This window comes from Cohnella thailandensis (assembly GCF_014212135.1).
Lineage (GTDB): Bacteria > Bacillota > Bacilli > Paenibacillales > Paenibacillaceae > Cohnella > Cohnella thailandensis.
Genome location: NZ_JACJVQ010000031.1, coordinates 1 through 16600, shown reverse-complemented (window position 1 = coordinate 16600; position 16600 = coordinate 1). Strand labels below are relative to the sequence as shown.

General features: G+C 55.6%; 18 protein-coding genes, 1 rRNA gene and 1 riboswitch. Of the genes, 2 read left to right on the top strand and 17 right to left on the bottom strand.

Annotation, left to right across the window (positions count from 1 at the left end; all coding sequences use genetic code 11):
• Positions 1-7 precede the first annotated feature (7 nt).
• The 5 genes from rsmA to H7B67_RS29410 form a co-directional block, all read right to left on the bottom strand.
• Positions 8-907: a 16S rRNA (adenine(1518)-N(6)/adenine(1519)-N(6))-dimethyltransferase RsmA gene (rsmA, locus tag H7B67_RS29430; RefSeq protein WP_185123477.1), complete on the bottom strand. Its 900-nt coding sequence runs from the start codon at positions 905-907 to the stop codon at positions 8-10.
• A 5-nt stretch (positions 908-912) separates the two neighbouring features.
• Entirely contained in the window at positions 913-1470 is a 558-nt protein-coding gene (rnmV, locus tag H7B67_RS29425) for a ribonuclease M5 (RefSeq protein WP_185123493.1), read from the bottom strand.
• Between the two features lie 259 nt (positions 1471-1729).
• Positions 1730-2716: a resuscitation-promoting factor gene (locus H7B67_RS29420; RefSeq protein WP_342592641.1), complete on the bottom strand. Its 987-nt coding sequence runs from the start codon at positions 2714-2716 to the stop codon at positions 1730-1732.
• Between the two features lie 435 nt (positions 2717-3151).
• A riboswitch (cyclic di-AMP (ydaO/yuaA leader) is annotated at positions 3152-3367 on the bottom strand.
• Between the two features lie 178 nt (positions 3368-3545).
• Entirely contained in the window at positions 3546-4319 is a 774-nt protein-coding gene (locus H7B67_RS29415; RefSeq protein WP_185123475.1) for a TatD family hydrolase, read from the bottom strand.
• 38 nt (positions 4320-4357) lie between these two features.
• Complete coding sequence (locus H7B67_RS29410; RefSeq protein WP_185123474.1) at positions 4358-5650, bottom strand: HD domain-containing protein; 1293 nt, start codon at positions 5648-5650, stop codon at positions 4358-4360.
• A 338-nt stretch (positions 5651-5988) separates the two neighbouring features.
• Here H7B67_RS29410 and H7B67_RS29405 point away from each other — a divergent pair, with 338 nt between their 5' ends.
• Positions 5989-6243 carry an AbrB/MazE/SpoVT family DNA-binding domain-containing protein gene (locus tag H7B67_RS29405; RefSeq protein ID WP_185123473.1) on the top strand — a complete coding sequence of 85 codons (255 nt, stop codon included), beginning with the start codon at positions 5989-5991 and terminating at the stop codon, positions 6241-6243.
• 154 nt (positions 6244-6397) lie between these two features.
• Here the strand turns inward: H7B67_RS29405 and rsmI are convergent, their stop codons facing one another.
• The 11 genes from rsmI to H7B67_RS29350 all read right to left on the bottom strand — a co-directional run bounded on the left by rsmI (position 6398) and on the right by H7B67_RS29350 (position 15465).
• Positions 6398-7342: a 16S rRNA (cytidine(1402)-2'-O)-methyltransferase gene (rsmI, locus tag H7B67_RS29400; protein WP_185123472.1), complete on the bottom strand. Its 945-nt coding sequence runs from the start codon at positions 7340-7342 to the stop codon at positions 6398-6400.
• A complete protein-coding gene (locus tag H7B67_RS29395) occupies positions 7339-8154 on the bottom strand; it encodes a tRNA1(Val) (adenine(37)-N6)-methyltransferase (RefSeq protein ID WP_245364119.1) in 816 nt (271 codons plus the stop codon). Before H7B67_RS29395 ends, rsmI begins: the two co-directional genes overlap by 4 nt.
• Positions 8155-8318: 164 nt before the next feature.
• Entirely contained in the window at positions 8319-8690 is a 372-nt protein-coding gene (locus H7B67_RS29390; RefSeq protein WP_425353927.1) for an initiation-control protein YabA, read from the bottom strand.
• A gap of 46 nt (positions 8691-8736) precedes the next feature.
• The gene (locus tag H7B67_RS29385) at positions 8737-9537 is read right to left on the bottom strand and encodes a regulatory iron-sulfur-containing complex subunit RicT (protein ID WP_185123471.1); all 801 of its coding nucleotides are present in this window, start codon (positions 9535-9537) and stop codon (positions 8737-8739) included.
• A gap of 3 nt (positions 9538-9540) precedes the next feature.
• On the bottom strand, positions 9541-10518 hold the full coding sequence (gene holB / locus H7B67_RS29380) for a DNA polymerase III subunit delta' (protein WP_185123470.1): 978 nt from the start codon (positions 10516-10518) through the stop codon (positions 9541-9543).
• 113 nt (positions 10519-10631) lie between these two features.
• Positions 10632-11075, bottom strand: a complete 444-nt coding sequence (locus tag H7B67_RS29375) for a YaaR family protein (protein ID WP_185123469.1) — start codon at positions 11073-11075, stop codon at positions 10632-10634.
• A gap of 21 nt (positions 11076-11096) precedes the next feature.
• Positions 11097-11426: a cyclic-di-AMP receptor gene (locus tag H7B67_RS29370; protein WP_185123468.1), complete on the bottom strand. Its 330-nt coding sequence runs from the start codon at positions 11424-11426 to the stop codon at positions 11097-11099.
• Between the two features lie 75 nt (positions 11427-11501).
• Complete coding sequence (gene tmk, locus H7B67_RS29365) at positions 11502-12167, bottom strand: dTMP kinase (protein WP_185123467.1); 666 nt, start codon at positions 12165-12167, stop codon at positions 11502-11504.
• Positions 12168-12234: 67 nt separating this feature from the next.
• Positions 12235-13680, bottom strand: coding sequence for a glycan biosynthesis hexose transferase WsfD (wsfD, locus tag H7B67_RS29360; RefSeq protein ID WP_185123466.1), 1446 nt, complete (start codon positions 13678-13680; stop codon positions 12235-12237).
• A 41-nt stretch (positions 13681-13721) separates the two neighbouring features.
• Positions 13722-15188 carry an aminotransferase class I/II-fold pyridoxal phosphate-dependent enzyme gene (locus H7B67_RS29355; RefSeq protein WP_185123465.1) on the bottom strand — a complete coding sequence of 489 codons (1467 nt, stop codon included), beginning with the start codon at positions 15186-15188 and terminating at the stop codon, positions 13722-13724.
• Between the two features lie 106 nt (positions 15189-15294).
• Complete coding sequence (locus H7B67_RS29350; protein WP_342592644.1) at positions 15295-15465, bottom strand: sigma factor G inhibitor Gin; 171 nt, start codon at positions 15463-15465, stop codon at positions 15295-15297.
• Between the two features lie 169 nt (positions 15466-15634).
• Between H7B67_RS29350 and H7B67_RS29345 the strand changes: the two genes are divergently transcribed.
• Positions 15635-16144, top strand: coding sequence for a transposase (locus H7B67_RS29345; RefSeq protein ID WP_185123463.1), 510 nt, complete (start codon positions 15635-15637; stop codon positions 16142-16144).
• Between the two features lie 252 nt (positions 16145-16396).
• On the opposite strand, the gene rrf is transcribed toward H7B67_RS29345, so the two are convergent.
• Positions 16397-16513 (bottom strand): 5S ribosomal RNA (gene rrf / locus H7B67_RS29340).
• Positions 16514-16600 lie beyond the last annotated feature (87 nt).

Sequence of the window (16600 nt, the reverse complement as noted above, 5' to 3'; positions counted from 1 at the left end):
CGCGCGATCAGGAGAGGATTCCCGCTTCAAGCAGAGCTTCGGTAAGCGTCGCATACTCCTGGAGGGTCAGCGTCTCGCCCCTTCGCTCCGGTTTAATGCCGCAGCTCTCCAGCAGCGCTCCCAGCTCCTGCTTCCTCTCCTTGCCGGCCAGCTGCGACAGGTTATTCTGCAGCGTCTTGCGGCGTTGGGCGAAGGCGGCGTGCACGACCTTGAAGAAGGCGGCCTCATTGCGGACGGCCACGGCAGGCTCGCCGCGGCGCTTCAGCTTGATGACCGCCGAATCGACGTTCGGAGCCGGAATGAACGAACCCGAAGGAACGATGCAGACCAACTGAGGCTCGCAATAGTACTGCACCGCGATGCTGAGCGTGCCGTAATCCTTGCCTCCCGGCTTCGCGGCCATTCGCTCCGCGACTTCCTTCTGCACCATGACGACGATGCTCTCGATTGGAAGCCCTTCCTCGAGCAGCTTCATGATGATCGGCGTCGTCACGTAATAAGGCAGGTTGGCCACTACGCTGACCTGCTCGCATGAGGCGAATTGCTCCTTCCAGAGCCGGTGAAGATCCGTCTTCAGAACGTCTCCATGCACGATGTTCACATTGTCGCGCTCCGCCATGACATCCCGCAGGATCGGAATCAGGCGGGTGTCGATCTCGACGGCGGCGACCCGCCCCGCTTCCTCCGCGAGCCGCTCCGTCAACGCACCGATGCCGGGGCCGATCTCAAGCGCGCCCTTGGCGGGACTCAGTTCCGCGGCGGCGACGATCTTATCGAGGATGTTCTTGTCGATCAGGAAGTTCTGGCCCAGGCTCTTCTTGAACGTGAAGCCGTGCTTGCGAATGATATCCTTGGTCCGGTTAGGCGTAGCGATATCCGCTCCGGCCCGGAAGTTCGATGGGGTCATGTTCGTTAGATTCCTTCCTTCTCCAATTGTTCCAAGGCGTCGAGGAACTCCTTCCGCGTGATGCGGAAGTTCACGCAGCGCTTATAGAACTGTTTGCCGTTCGCGTAGCCGATGCCGAGCAGCTCTCCCATGCGCTCCCGGCGCTTCGAAGCCGAGGCATGCACGATCAGGCCGGCATCCAGCAGGTCGCTCCACTCGATCTCCGGAGCCGGCGTCTCCGATGCATCGGACGACGCATGCGGCCCGGGGGCGCGTACCCGCTCCAGCGCCCGGACGATCGCTTCGTTCGAGGCATGCTCGACCCCGATCCCGTCCTTGCCCCTCGCTTCATCCTTCAACAGGAAGGCGTGCTTGCACTCGGGCACGCGCTCCGCCACGATCTTGCGAATCCTCTCTCCCGGAGAGTCGGGATCCGTAAACACGATGACGCCGCGCCGCTCCTGGGCGAGCACGATTCGGCGCAGAACCTCCTCGCCGATGGCGGAGCCGCCCGTCTCGATCGTGTCGGCATCGACCGCTCGCCGGATCGCGACGGTGTCCTCCTTGCCTTCCACCACGATCATTTCTTGAATGCGTAATTTAGCCAACGATCTGCCGCCTTCCGTTCTTCCGTCCCTTAACTTAATCCCATAGGTTGTATTATAACAAAACTCCGGGCGAAGTTTCCCGCTGATAACAAAAAGAAGAGGCTTAGCGCCTCTTCCCCAGCAATTGCAGCCAGCTTCCGCATAGATTGTTGTCGATGCGCTTACGATGGTGGCATCCCATTGAAGCGTAAGCGTTCGGCTTCCGGACCGTTCCTCTGCTAACGGCCGCCCCCGATCAATCGGAGGTCGGCTTAACGGGTCCGATCACGTACACGGTATATCCGCGCTTCGTGCCGAACTTATTCGCATAGCTTTCGCTTTCGAAGTAAACATCGATCTTCTTGCCTTTAATCGCGCTCCCGGTGTCCTCGGCACGGCGTATGCCGATGCCTTCGATGTACACCCACCAGCCGAGAGGAACGACGTCCGGATCGACCGAGATCGTCCGCCCTTCCATCACGGTCGTGCCGGAAGCGGTAATTCCGTACCCCGGATCGCCCTTGTCCTTGCCGGTCGATTCGGGACCGGCCGTGTAAGCCGTCAGGGTAACGTTGCTGAGCACGCTCTTGACCTTGACGGTTTCGCCGCCGATCGTGATCGTCTTCTTCTCCGAATCGGCCTCGTAAGACAACGCCGTAACGGCGGCTTTCTTCTTCGTTCCGACCGCTACGATCTTCTGCACGGCAGGCTCCGCGACCGTCTTGGAGACCATGCGGTCGCTGACGAGCTTGCCGTCTTCGTACACTTTCTCGAACTGCTTGACGACAAGGCCTTGTTTCCCGGTCTGAACGACTTTCTTCGTTCCGGCGGCAAGGCTTCCGTCCTTCTTCTCCACGACCGTGAAGGGAACTTCGATTTGAGCTTCCTTCAGTTCTTTCTTAACGCGGACGATTCGAATTTTCAGGCCGTCGTACACCTGGGTGTCGAGCGCCGGATAGATCCGATCGTCCGGTCCGAGGGACAGATTCTTGGAGTGCAACACATCCTTGACGGTCTCCTCGGTGGTATATTCGACTACGTTCTTCCCATCCGCAAGAAGGGTTACCCCTACTGCGCGATCGATGACGATCGTACTGCCGTCGCTTAAAGGCGTTGCGAGCGGAGTCGACAGTTCATCGTGCGGACCCACGGCGATGCTATGCTCCTCCAGGAGCGATTGCACATCGGAATTACGCGTTTGGATGACGGTAGTTTTCCCGCCGTCCACGACGGTCACGCTCATGGCGGACGCGCCGTGCAGCAGCATTAGAAATAAGATGGTCATAGCAAAAGAGAGAATTACGCTCAGCAGGACCAAGCGTAAGTGCCCATGCTTCCATCGCGCTGCGAAAAGCTTGCCGGTCGGTCGTGGATCATGGGCGTTCCCTAATGGAACAAATCCCATTTTCTCGTTCCTCCTTCATAGCCCCGCCGTCGACTGTTACGCATGATTGTCTGACGCGACTATCCATTTATGATAACGGCGTGGATATCCGTACGATGCGGCAATCGTACGAACGTGCGCCGCCTTGCCCAGTTCATCGGTTCCTTCGCGCTGGCGAGCCATCTCCCTTGGGTCTTGCGTAAAACGGACAACAAAAAAAGCCTTCGACAGACAGAGGATCTGTTCGTGGCTTCCGCTTGTGTACGAATCAAAGGGAATTGGGCAGCACGAGGTGACCTCTCTCTACCACGCTTACGAGGTTAGCTGTCGGGTTCGGACGAAGAGAGTCGCCCTATTCGATTCGGAGATGGATGGCCGTCTTGCAGCCAACCGCTCTTCATCGAAATTCACCCCAAGATTGCTCGTCTGCATCGGCGCGGATTGTGGTGCGATCCGTCCTCTGCATCGGGTCCCCCGTTCTCCTTATCGGAGATTAAGCGCACTGGAAAAGGGATGCCATATTCAAACTTCTGATTGTGATGATAACCTCTTGGCGCCAAAGGTGTAAAGAAGGGTCAATTGGCGAATTTGGCTCGTTTTCGATGAATTTATCTTCAAATCCCCGTTTTCGCAAGCAAATATCAGTTTTATCGGACAAAGGATTCGATTTTCTTGAGATGGTAGCGTTTTATCTCGGCAGTCCAAAACACTCCAGGCTGTTGCGCATCGTTATTTTGGCTATTTCTTCCTCGGAAATTCCTTTTATTTCCGCTGCTGCCTGTGCGACGAGACGCACGTAAGCGGGCTCGTTTCTCTTCCCTCGATGGGGGTGAGGAGTTAAATAAGGGGCGTCCGTTTCGATCAATAATCGGTCGTTCGGAACCTTCTCGAGCACCTCTTTGGGAACCCTTGCATTCTTGAACGTGACCGGTCCCCCGAAGGAAATATAGAAGTTCATGTCGAGGCATTGTTTGGCCGTTTCCCAGCTTCCGGAGAAGCAATGCATGATGCCTCCGACCTCCGATGCCCCTTCTTCTTGAAGCAGCCGGACCACGTCTGCATGAGCATCCCTGTTGTGAATGATGATCGGTTTACGGAGTCGTTTGGCCAAGCGAATCTGTTCGCGGAACACGGTATGCTGGATGTCCTTCGGCGACGTGTCCCAGTAGTAATCCAGTCCGATTTCGCCGATCGCGACGACCTTCGGATGGGCGCAAAGTCTCTCGATCCAAGCTAAATCCTCCTCCAGCCTCATGTCGATCGCATCCGTCGGATGCCAGCCGACCGCCGCGTAAACGAACGGGAATTTCTCCGCTAGCTCCATCGTTGTCGGAATGGTCTCGCGGTTGAATCCGATATTCACGATCTTCTCGATCCCCGCTTCGCGGGCGCGTTCGATCATCTCCTCGCGATCTTCGTCGAACTTCGGGGAATCCATATGCGCATGGGTGTCAAATAACATGTCAGGTTTCGTCTCCTTCTATCGAATAATCGCTTCTATTATAAATGAAACAGCTCACGGGTATGGGCCTGTAGTCGATCCGCCCTCGAGATCAACAGTTCTTCCGGGTAATACACGTAGTATTTCCCCCGGTGAATGCCGGCGATCGAACGAATGATGTCCGATTTCGCGGAAATCTCCGTCACCTGCTCCTTCTCGTCGAGCAGCAGGATGGGGGGCTTCTCGGAAGCGCCCGTTTCGGTTCCCGGCTTGTAGACGTCGTACGGAAGGTCGACCACCGTATCCGTCTCCAGATGATAATCCGGATGCAGCCCGATCCGGGACCATTCGCCGCGGAGATCCTCGATGAGCTTCAGATCCATCGTCTCCAGCTGAACGTATTTATACAATTGTCTATCCAAGAATCTTCGGCATAAATCGGACAGGAGCTCGTCCTTCTCGTGCGCCCACTGGCTGAATGCCGTGAAGGCCACATTGTCGTCCAAGGACAGATATCCTTCTACGGTCAGCTTCCCTTCGAGCAGCTGCTGCAGCGAAGGCAGCATGAACTGGAAGCGATGCCTGCTTGCGCGCAATTCGACGGCCCTTCGGAAAATCTTCTTCAGCAGGATATCCGAGCTTCGGGTGACCGGATGGAAGTAAATCTGCCAATACATCTGGTAGCGCGACATCAAATAATCCTCGACCGCATGCATTCCGCTCTCTTTAACGACGATTTGCCCTTGATGCGGACGGAGCACGCGCAGGATCCGATCAAGGTCAAAGGTGCCATAGTTGACTCCGGTGAAGTAGGCGTCGCGAAGCAGATAGTCCATCCGATCCGCGTCCATCTGACTGGAGACGAGGCTGACGACGATCGGTTTGTCGTAGGTCTTGCGGATGACGGAGGCGACCTTCCAAGGAAGCTGCTCGTCGGCTTCCTTCAGCACCCGATGGATCGCCGTGTCGCCAAGAATGATCTCGCAGGTCCATTCCTCATGATCGGTGTCGAACACCTGCTCGATGGCATGGGAGAATGGGCCGTGTCCGACATCATGCAACAAAGAAGCGCATAAACTTACCATCTTTTCCTCTTGCGGCCAATCCTTATATCCGTTACGCTCAAACTGGTTAATGATCTTGCGCGTGATCTCGTAGACGCCCAAGGAATGGGAGAACCGGCTATGCTCCGCGCCATGAAAAGTCAGATAGGTCGTCCCTAGCTGTCGGATCCTCCTCAATCGTTGAAACTCCGGCGTGTTGATCAGCTTCCATATCGTCGCATCCTGCACGTAGATGGAATGATGCACCGGATCTTTGAACACTTTCTCCTCATCCAGCGGTCGGAACATAGACAGCACCTCCGTTATCCATTATTTTCTTAATCACAATTCGACAAATCACCGAAACTAATGTCGAATAATGTCGTTATATGTATTAGGACTTTTTGACTTTATTTGAATCTCTATTTTCGCTCAAGTATCTGTTTTGTTCCTGTATTTACAGGCGTTTCACGGATTTTCTCTGCAACGCGGCATAATCTCGGTTGACTTATTTGGGAATGGTTGGTATGATTATAGGCAGTGAAACGAGAATTTTGTCGAATGCTGACGAATAATAATCCGCCTTTGTTGCACGTTTGCTAGAGAGCTTTATATTTATTTTAACCTGAGAAGAGGGAGTTTTCCAAATGATGAAATCTACTGGTATTGTTCGCAAGGTGGACGAGCTCGGCCGCGTGGTCATTCCGATCGAGCTGCGTCGTACGCTGGGTATCGGCGAGAAGGATGCGCTCGAAATTTACGTGGACGGCGAGCGGATCATGCTGAAGAAGTATGAGCCTGCTTGTATTTTCTGCGGAAATGCGGAGAGCGTAATCTACTTCAAGGGCAAAATTGTTTGCCGAGATTGCTTGAAGGATTTGCCTACACCTGTGACAAATTAAAGAAGTGTGCTATAATAGAAAACGAAAGTCTAAAATTTGTTAATTCTAACCTTTTTATATCTCCTTGCAACCCTCCCGAGCTCATGCGGGAGGGATTTTTTTGCTTTATTCACATGTGTATAATTTAGCGGCCTAATCTCGGTCTTTATCTCTTCTATTCTTGTTTCAAGAGTGCCTGATAGACGTCCCGCCTGGATAGCCCCCGATCCCTTGCCGCGAGGCGCATCGCTTCCTTCCGGTTGCCCGACTCCGCTTCGTACTTGTCCACATGCTCGGCGAGAGACAGAGCCGACCACCAGGAGCCCGGCTCCGAGGCCGCTGTGCCCGTCTCCGAACCCCATGCGCTGCCGGCGCTCGCCGTCCCTTCCAGCAGAAGGACGCACTCTCCTAGAGGAGGAACCTCCTCGAGATGTCTCGCGCAAGCTTCCGCCGTACCCCGGACGACTTCTTCGTATCGTTTCGTCAATTCCCTCACGATCGCCATCCGGCGATGGCCCCATCTGGCCGCTATCGCTTCGATCGTCTTCTTCAGCCGGTGAGGGGCTTCATAGAGGATGACCGTTCCGGGCTCCGATCCTATTCCGTCGAGGAAGCGATCCATTCCCTTGCGATCCCGCGGCGGGAAGCCCGCGAATAAGAATCGGTCAGTCGGCAGAGCGGAGATAATGAGGGCGGACAATGCCGCATTGGCACCCGGGATCGGGACGACGGGAATCCCGAGCGCCGCCGCCTCGGCGGCCAGATCGGCTCCCGGGTCGGATATCGCGGGCAGTCCCGCATCGCTGATGAGGGCGATGCTGTTGCCTTCGGAGAGAAGACGAAGAAGCTCCGGTCCGCTCGCTTCCTTGTTGTGCTCATGATAGCTGACCAGCCGGTTGCTGATCTCGAAGTGAGTCAGAAGCTTGCGCGATTGACGGGTATCCTCCGCCGCGATCAGATCGACCTCCTTCAAGGTCCGAATCGCGCGGAACGTCATATCCTCCAGGTTGCCTATCGGCGTCGCCACCAGATAGAGGGTTCCCGGTTTATCTCGGGCGGCGAAGCTCTTCTGAACGGCGACCGAGCTTGTCTCGCTCCGTTGATGATCCGCTGAACTCATGGGGTTTCCGCCTCCGTCTCCTTGTTGCCGTTATCGATTAGCCGATCTTTTCTTCCATAGAACACGTCCAGCAGCTCTTGCGTATACTCCCTGTCCTTATGGTAGACAATGAGCGGCGGCAGCAGCCGAACCTCCGGCTTGCCCTCCTTCAGGGCTTCGATCAACACCATGTTCGCTTCGCTGTCCGCGTGGGAGTGAATGAAGCGCATCCGCTTCGGCTCGAGACGGTTCCTCCTCATCGCTTCCGTAATCTCGACCAAGCGGGACGGCCGATGAACCATCGACACGCGCCCTCCCCTCTTCACCAGACGGGAGCAGGCGGCCGTTACCTCCTCGAGCGTGCACCCGATCTCATGCCGAGCCATCGCATGATGCAGGTTCTCTTTATGTTCGCCGGACTTCACGGGCATATAGGGCGGGTTCACCGTTATCGCATCGTAAGGTCCGTCCGGGCTCTCGTATTCCTTCAGATCTCCCAGCCGAATCCGGATCCGGTCCGCGAGTCCGTTCAAGGCCACGCTGCGCTCCGCCATGTCCGCAAGCCGAGGCTGGATCTCCACTCCTTCGATCCGGGCGGAAGTCCTTGTCGACAGCAGCAGAGGAATGACCCCGTTGCCGGTGCACAAGTCCAGCACCCGGCCGCGAGGAGGGACGGTCGCGAACCGCGCCAGCAGAACGGCATCCAGAGAGAAGCTGAATACTTCCGGACTCTGGATGATCTTAAGCTCGTAGGTCAGCAAGTCGTCCAGCCGTTCTCCCGGCTTCAGCCGGGCATCGGGCATTCCTTGGGAGCCGATCGGCAACTCCAACATGTCTTTCCCACCATTCGTTCCATATTTCTCATGCCCACTAGCTTACCTGATCTAAACGAGAAATGCCACCTTTCCCGCTCCGGAAGGCGGGCGACAATAAAAAAACGCCGTCTTCCTCTTCGCGAGGAAGAACAGCGCGTGCTTCGCAAAGCTCCTTGGAGCGATTACTTGCTTAAAAAGGAGAGGCAGAACAGACAATCGCCTTCCATTCGAAGATGCCCGTAATAAACGTTGCAAATATGGAATCCTTCATGATAAAGCCGTGCCAGGTTGTCGTAGCCTTCTCCGACTCCGTGAGCGGCTCCCGACGACTCTTTGGCTTGTCCGGCAGAGGCAGCCGGCTCTTCCGACGTTCCCTCGGGAGCGGCGAACCCGTTCTCCCGCTTCAAAACCTTCCTCAACTGCTCGTTCTCGATGATCAGCTGCTGGTTCTGCTCCAGAAGCTCCTTGATCTTGTATTTAAGCGAACCGTACTCGGTTTGGACATGGAGCAGCTGCGCTTCAAGCTCTTCCATGCGTTGGAAAATGTCATTCATCAACAGCTTACACCTCAAGCATCAGGTTGTGTCAGTGTCGAAACGGTTATTTGACCACGACATCCTCAAACGATAGTTCTTTTACTTTGCCGAGGTCGAACAATTGGACATGCACCATGCGATTGCCTACGTTCAAACCGACGACCTTGCCCTCACCGAACGAGGTTATGACGATCTTGCCGACCGCCGGCATCTCTTCTCTTGCACTCTCATAGTTGTCATGCTCATACTTCAGACAACACATCAATCTCCCGCACAGACCCGATATCTTCGTCGGGTTGAGAGACAGATTCTGATCCTTAGCCATCTTGATCGAGACGGGCTCGAAGTCTCCCAACCAAGACGAGCAGCACAGAATCCGTCCGCACGGGCCGATTCCGCCCAGCATCTTCGCTTCATCGCGCACGCCGATCTGCCGCAATTCGATGCGAGTCCGGAACACTCCCGCCAAGTCCTTGACGAGCTCCCGGAAGTCGACGCGGCCTTCCGCCGTGAAATAGAAGATAATTTTGTTGCGGTCGAACGTGTATTCCACGTCGACCAGCTTCATCTTCAACTGATGGTCCTTGATCTTCTGCAAACCTATCGCGAAGGCGTTCTTCGCCGCGTTCCGATTCTCTTCGACGGCGCGGGCGTCTTGATCGCCCGCGACTCGAATGACCTTCTTAAGCGGCAGCACCACGTCGTCTTCTCCCACGGTCTTCGGTCCGATGACCACCTGACCGTATTCCACTCCGCGGGCCGTCTCTACGATAACGTTCTGATCTTTGGACACCGAATGCTCGGCGGGATCGAAATAGTAGACCTTGCCCGCCTTCTTGAAGCGGACGCCGACAACGTCGTACACTATCTATCCCTCCCGCGACTTAACCAGGAATTGCTCAAGGGCCAACTGCGGCTGAACATGCGCCTTGATTCGGCGAGCCGCCGTCAGCGCCGCTTCCATCGCCGCGAGCCAATGGTCTAGGCTGCGGCTCCAAGCGTGCTTGGCAATCCATTCTAACTGATCCGAGAACACGATTCTTGTCTCTCGGCCGGTAATGACATAAATCATATCTCTATACCACAAGGCAAACATCTGCAGCAATGTATCTGTATGTTCGGCAACATCCGTCTTGAAGACCTGCTGTTGAGCCGTAAGCAACGCAGCAGGAAATCGGGACGAATTCTCCTTACCTAATTGTATCACTACGTTTCGAGTTTCTGCAAACCAATTCTCCTGGCAGAGAGCCCTTGCCGCCTCGAGCCCGGACGTCATGTGCACCGCGGCTCTCGCCAGCAGCGCAGGCTTCCCTTCGGAGATCAACGCCTGCTCCAATTCCTCCGGATCCCCTGGCACGAACGGCACCAATTGGCTTCTCGACAGGATGGTCGGCAGCACCGATTGGGCGCTCGGCGCAAGCAGAATGGCATTGATCGGAGAGTTCGGCTCCTCGAGGAATTTAAGCAGGCTGTTCGCCGCCGGCGTCGTCATCGTCTCCGCGCCTTCTATTATATAAACCTTGCGTCCCGCTCCCGCGCTTCGGTAAGACAATTCCTTCTGCAGCTCGCGAATCTGCTCGATCTTGACGGTGGCGCCGTCCGGAACGACCATGTGAAGATCGGGATGGTTGCCGTGCAGCACTTTGCGGCATTCCAGGCATTCTCCGCAAGCATCGATGCCCTGCTTCTCGCAGAACAAAGTCTGGGCGAACGCCTCCGCCATCGCCCTCTTGCCGCTCCCCGCCGGTCCCGCGAACAAGTAGGCGTGCGCGACCTTGCCGGCGCGCAGCGCGTTCTGCAGCAGCGCCTTCGCCCGGCGCTGGCCCGGAACGTCTTGCATGGACATCCGAATGTCCTCCTCTCCGGCTGAAATTCGTATATAAAAAAACAAAGGCCGCTCGCGATTGTTCGACTAAGTCGGCTCGACATTCGCGCAGACGGCCTTGCACATGCTATCCATCAGAAGACTAAATTAATCAGCAAGCCGCGAATTTCGCCGACCTTCTCCAGCAGCTCCAAGCGCCCTTCCTCGCTCTGAAGCAGCTCCTCTCCCATCGCGACGAGCAGGGAATCGACTTCCTCGAGAATCTTGTATCTTTTGCCCCGGCCGCGCTTGTCCCAGCCTTTGGTTTCTTTAAGCTTGATTCCCCGTCTTAACGTATCCTCCAGAAAGCTCTTGACCATAAGGCGATACTGCTTCAGCTCGCGAACGGTCATGGAGCGCATCAGGCGATCTCCCTGCGCTCCGATCTCCACCAGCTTGCGGTTCAGCTCCTCGATCGTGCGGCTCTCCTCTTGATGCTGCATGAAGTCTCCGAACGTCTGCGTCTGCGCTTGCCGATTCGGAGAATCGTTGCGAACGAGGGTTTTGTTGAAGGGGCGAAATCCGGGCTCGATCTTCATTACGTTTCACCACGCTGCTCGTTAGAAATGTTCGAACCTCTCGACCGGCAGCACGAATACCGCGGCGCCGCCCACCTGAACTTCCACGGGGAACGGAATATACGAGTCGGCTGCTCCGCTGACCGGGGACACCGGCGTCACCAGCTGGTCGCGAATCTTGCAATTCGCCCGAATGACGTCGAGCACCTGCTGAATTCTCTCATCCTCGACGCCTATAAGAAAAGTCGTGTTGCCCGCGCGAAGGAAACCGCCCGTACTGGCGAGCTTCGTTGCCCGGAATCCTTCTTTAATGAGAGCGTTCGACAATCTGCTGCTATCCTTATCCTGAATGACGGCAATCAACAGCTTCATCTGCCTGTCCCTCCTTCAGATATCGGCAATGGCTTCCAATACATATAATTAGACACGTTGCGGTCAAAATCCTCTTTATCCGCCAAACGAATGTTTCGCGACACGGGACTTGCGGGCCAAGAACGCATCCAGCGCTTGCTTCATGCTCTCCAGAACTTCCTCGACCGAACGATTGGCGTCGATTCGGACGATTCGTTCCGGGAATCTCGCCGCAATCTTCAGGTAGCCTTCCCGTACCCGTTGATGGAAGCCGAGCGCCTCCAGATCCAATCGATTGATCTCTCGATTCTTGTTCGCGTTGATGCGGGCAAGGCCGAGCTCCGGATCGACGTCCAGAAACAAGGTGAGGTCCGGGAACGTATCCTCGATCGCGAATTGATTGATGGCCAGAATCTCCTCGATTCCGATGCCGCGCGCATATCCCTGGTAAGCAAGGCTGCTGTCGATGAATCGGTCGCACAGGATCGTCCTGCCGGACTCTAACGTCGGAACGATCTTCTCCACGAAGTGCTGCCTTCTCGAAGCCGCATACAGAAGCGCTTCCGTCCGCGCGTCCATAGCGGTATTGTCTTTATCCAAGATGATCGAACGGATTTGCTCCGCGATCGCAATTCCTCCCGGCTCGCGCGACATGACCACTTCGATGCCCCTGCCGGTCAGATGCTCGGCCGCCATCGACAGCGCGGTCGACTTGCCGGCCCCTTCATTCCCTTCAACCGATAGAAAATACCCTTTCGTCATGAACGATGCCCATCCTCGCGTCTTCTATTTCTCTAATCATTATATACTATAGGGCTCCTCCGCGTCCCTATCGTTCCAGTCTTTTGCCCAGACCGTACAATCCGAGAAAAAGAAGACAGACCAGCATCATATCGAAACAGACGTTGAACAGGAACAAATGCTTGCCCAGATCCGCCTCCCCGTCCCCGATTAAAGGAATGACGAAAGCGAAAATCCCGCACGCCGCCACGACCGCCAACGTCTCGAATGCGAATTTGGCGCTTCTGGACCGGCTTCGGAGCCAGCCCGCGCCGATAACCAACATGTACCCCGAATAAACGATGGCGAACCATCCGAGGCTCTTCGGCATCCTTTGATGCTTGAATTCGCTCCAGGCGCTGAATCGGTAGCTCAAGGCGCCCTTCGGTTTGCCGTCGGTCTTATCATAATTTCCCAGGTAATAAGGGCGGATCGACGTCCCTGCCAGAGCGGCCTTCTTCATCTTCTCGAGGAGTCGCCCGGGGTGTTTAAGATAAAACATCGCGATGGTTCGGTGGCTGAGCCGATCGAGGACTTCCCGTTTGAGGGCAGCGTCTCTCTGGGGAATGGCGGTATCCTTCTGAAAATAATTCGTTCCGGCGAGAACGGCATACTTAGGCGGAATCCCGAGCTCTTTAAGGTCCGCTTCGATAGAGGGGGTGTCTTTAAGCACTCCGTAAAAGATGGACTGGTATAGGTTGGTGTGAACGAGCCGATTCGGAGCCGCTATCATCATAGCAATCGATCCTGCGGCGATGAGGCAAGCTCCGACCCGGACCTGCCGTCGCCAGCGAACGCTCGTTTGCAGGTCCCGCAGCCTCCAGGCAAGCATCGCGAAGACGAAGCCTAACGGGGCGTACTGGATTTTGGCGGTGGCGACGGCCAGCGCCGAACAGACGAACAAGGCCAACAGCTTGCCGGAGGGGGCTTGGGAAGAGGTCAGAGCCAGAGCGGCAGCCGTCATAAGAAGCATGGCTACCATCGCGTAGGGCTCGCCGAAGAAGGATTGGAAGTAGGCCAGGTAACCGATGTCCAGAAAGACCAAGGCAAGCGCGATGCTAAAGGCCGAGGAGAGAAGAACGGTTCCCTTTCTGGTCTTAAGCTCGGGCATGTGGCGGACGAGCAGAAGAATCGCGAACAAAATCGCGATCGTATAGAGGAGTCCCAGGCAGCGGATATCGTACACCGGCTCGAGGAGCAGGCGGGACAATAAGCCGGAGAGCGCGACAAGCAGCACGTGCGTCGATACATATCCACCCGAGAGGAACGTTCCGTAGGCGTAATGGGAGTGGGCATGCCGGAAATAACGCTCGCCGTAAGATTCGGACGGATCGAGCGGCGCGATTCCCGAAGCGCCCATCACCCGGGCGAAATCCCCGTTGTCCGCCACTCCGACGATCGGAGAGGTCATTATAAGGCTTACGATCAGAAGGGAAGCCATCAGGGCCGCGATGCGGCCGATCGCGAGGCGAATATCGTCATCCGTACGATTCATGAAACGAGTCGGCTCCTTTGAATCCTCCTGCCCTTCGCCCCTTAACCCTGTACGACAACGCGCAAGCGTTTAAGCTCGGCATCCTCGGCGCCCTGAATTCGAGAGCCTTGGATCCTCCACTGCTTAAGGCGGTTAATCGCTGCGGCGGTAATGATCTCCCCGGGATAAAGCTCCGGAATGCCTGGCGGATAGGGAATGATCCATTCGCCGCAGATCCGTCCTTCCGCCTCCTCCAATTTAATGGGTTCGGTAGGAAGAGAATGGCGGGAGAACCGGGCGGGAAGCGAGTAGGGACTGTCCGGGGCTTGGACTTCTCCCGGAGAGGTTTCTTTATAGGCTTTCCTCTCGAGACCGAATTTATGAATGATTTTCCTGACGGCCCGAATCAATACGTCTCCATCTTCCTCTCGTGTTCCCGTGCCTAGGGCAAGAACGACGTAACGATCGTCCGCCATCTCCGCAAGGCAGCCCAGCGCCTCCAGCTCATCGCGCAGCTCGAAGCCCGACAGCGTTGCCGTCGCGTCGGTCAGGACGATCTTCAGCGGATCCCCCTGCCAATTGACCCGCGGACTCTGCAGAAGGAGCGTACGAATCGGAGAGGTTCCAAGGCTCTCCCGAATGTTTCTCGCAGCTGCCAGAGCGGAGTGAAACAACTCTTCGCCTTTGGTCTGCACCTGCCAGCGAGCCAGATCAAGGGAAGCCATGATCGGATACGAGGGACTCGAGCTCTGCACCATTCTTAGGTATTGTCGAATGCTCTCCTTGTCTACCCGGTCCCCTTGCATATGAAGATAGGCCCCCATCGTCATGGCGGACAGCATTTTGTGCGCCGATTGAACGACCGCATCCGCTCCAAGGCTTAGTGCGCTCGTCGGGAATGACGAATGCCGTCCGAAATGAGGTCCGTGCGCTTCATCGACAAGAACCGGAATTCCATATCGATGGGCAAGCGCGACGTGATCGCGGAGATCGGAGGAATGCCCATAGTAATTCGGGTTGCTCAGGAAGAGAGCCTTCGCTTCCGGGTAGCGTTCTATAGCTGCCATAACCGTGCTTGGGGAGGGAGCCAGAGCAAGACCCGTCTCCGGGTCGATGACCGGAGATAAGAACACCGCTTGAGCTCCGGCAAGGATCAGCCCGTGAATCACCGATTTATGGACGTTGCGTTGAACGAGAACAAGCTCCCCCGGCTCGCAGACGCCTAGAATCATCGCCAGGTTGCCGGACGTGCTGCCCCCTACCAGAAGGCAGCTCTCCTCGGCGCCGAAGCAGTCCGCGACAAGCCGCTCCGCTTCGGCGATAACTCCTTCGGGATGGTGGAGATCGTCCGTATCGGACAGTTCCGTGACGTCGATAGCGAGCAGATCTCGGTAGAGGGAGTCCGTCTGGTCCGTCCGATACTTCGCTTCGCGCTGCTTATGACCCGGCACATGAAAGCTTGTTGGCCGCCGTTCCGCGTGCATCAGCAATGCTTCCAATAGAGGAGCACGATCCGCGTTCCCGTTCATTTTCCACCGTTCCTTTCCATGACTTCGGTCTATTATACCAAACAAAAAAACCGTCCGCTCCTGTCCATCAAGAGCAAACGGTTCTTACCTCGTTGCGTTTCATCGCTTAAACATGATAACGGACCGCTATCCGTCTAAGCCGATTAACGAAGAACGGATATTTCTCGTCTTCTACTTTCGTCTGTACCATTTCCATCTCGCAAGAGATGCAGATAAATTCATTCACGATATGAATGCCTTCTTCTTTCGGTTGGCCGCAGACAATACAGGTTTCCATGCGATCCTGATCCATTGCCATCCCTGCTTTCTATGCCTTATAACTTATAGTATGGGGTATATTCTATGAAAATATACATCAATAATAGCAGTCGCCCTCCGAATCTTAACATTTCCCCTCCCATACGCCGATAGTAAAGAACAGAGTGCGTTCGTAAGGAGTTATTCGAATGAAGGACCCGACTATCTATCATTATAAGCTAATCCGCAAGCTGACTCTCCTTCCGGAGATGAAGTACGCTTATTTGGCCGCCGCCCTTATGGGTATCGCCGCGCTGACGATTCTGGACGCATGGAGAGGGCTGCTTTATTCCTTGCTCGGACTCTCCGTTATGTTCGCCGTGCATGCTATCGTTCTTAAGATCACGCTGCGAAGAGTGGAAGAGCCGGCGGAGAAAAAATGGTTCCTGCGATTCGATCTCCCGTGGATCGGCCCGCTGCCCGTATCGGACACCAGTCTCTCCTTGTTCCGAAGGCTGCATCTGCATCTGCTGCTCGTCGGCTGCTGCGTGGCAGGCCTGTTCTACCCTTGGACAAGCTCCAGTTTGGTCGTCGCCTTGATCTTCTGGCACGTCTGGCTGCTGGCGCCTCGCTTCTTCCTCCTGCTTCGGACCCGCAAGGAGCTGAGCGACGGGGTCATTCGGCTGGAAGGCTCCGAAATCTCTTATTATCACCGCTAAACATTCATCTAATTTTAAGGTTTCTATCAGGACCCTTTAATCCGCAGCCGTTAAGATAAACACATGACCCCTTCTGATATATATAGACTTTGCCCGCAGACTTGTGCTGCGGGTCTTTTTTTTGGAGAACATCTAGGATCGAACTAAGTCTTCTGATCCTAATCTTGCGGCTTCCTCCTGGAGGCCGAAAATTAAATCCGCCTACGCACAAGCAAAAAAGCACCCATCGCTGGGTGCTTTCTCTGCTTGTCGGCTTGGCAACATCCTACTCTCCCAGGACCCTGCGGTCCAAGTACCATCGGCGCTGGAGGGCTTAACGGTCGTGTTCGAGATGGGTACGCGTGGAACCCCTCCGCCATCATCACCAAACCATCTTCAGTTGGTCAAAGCTTGCGCCCTGATAACCGGATACGAAACGAGTTAGCGTTCATTAGAATCTCACTTGCCGTGCTGGCT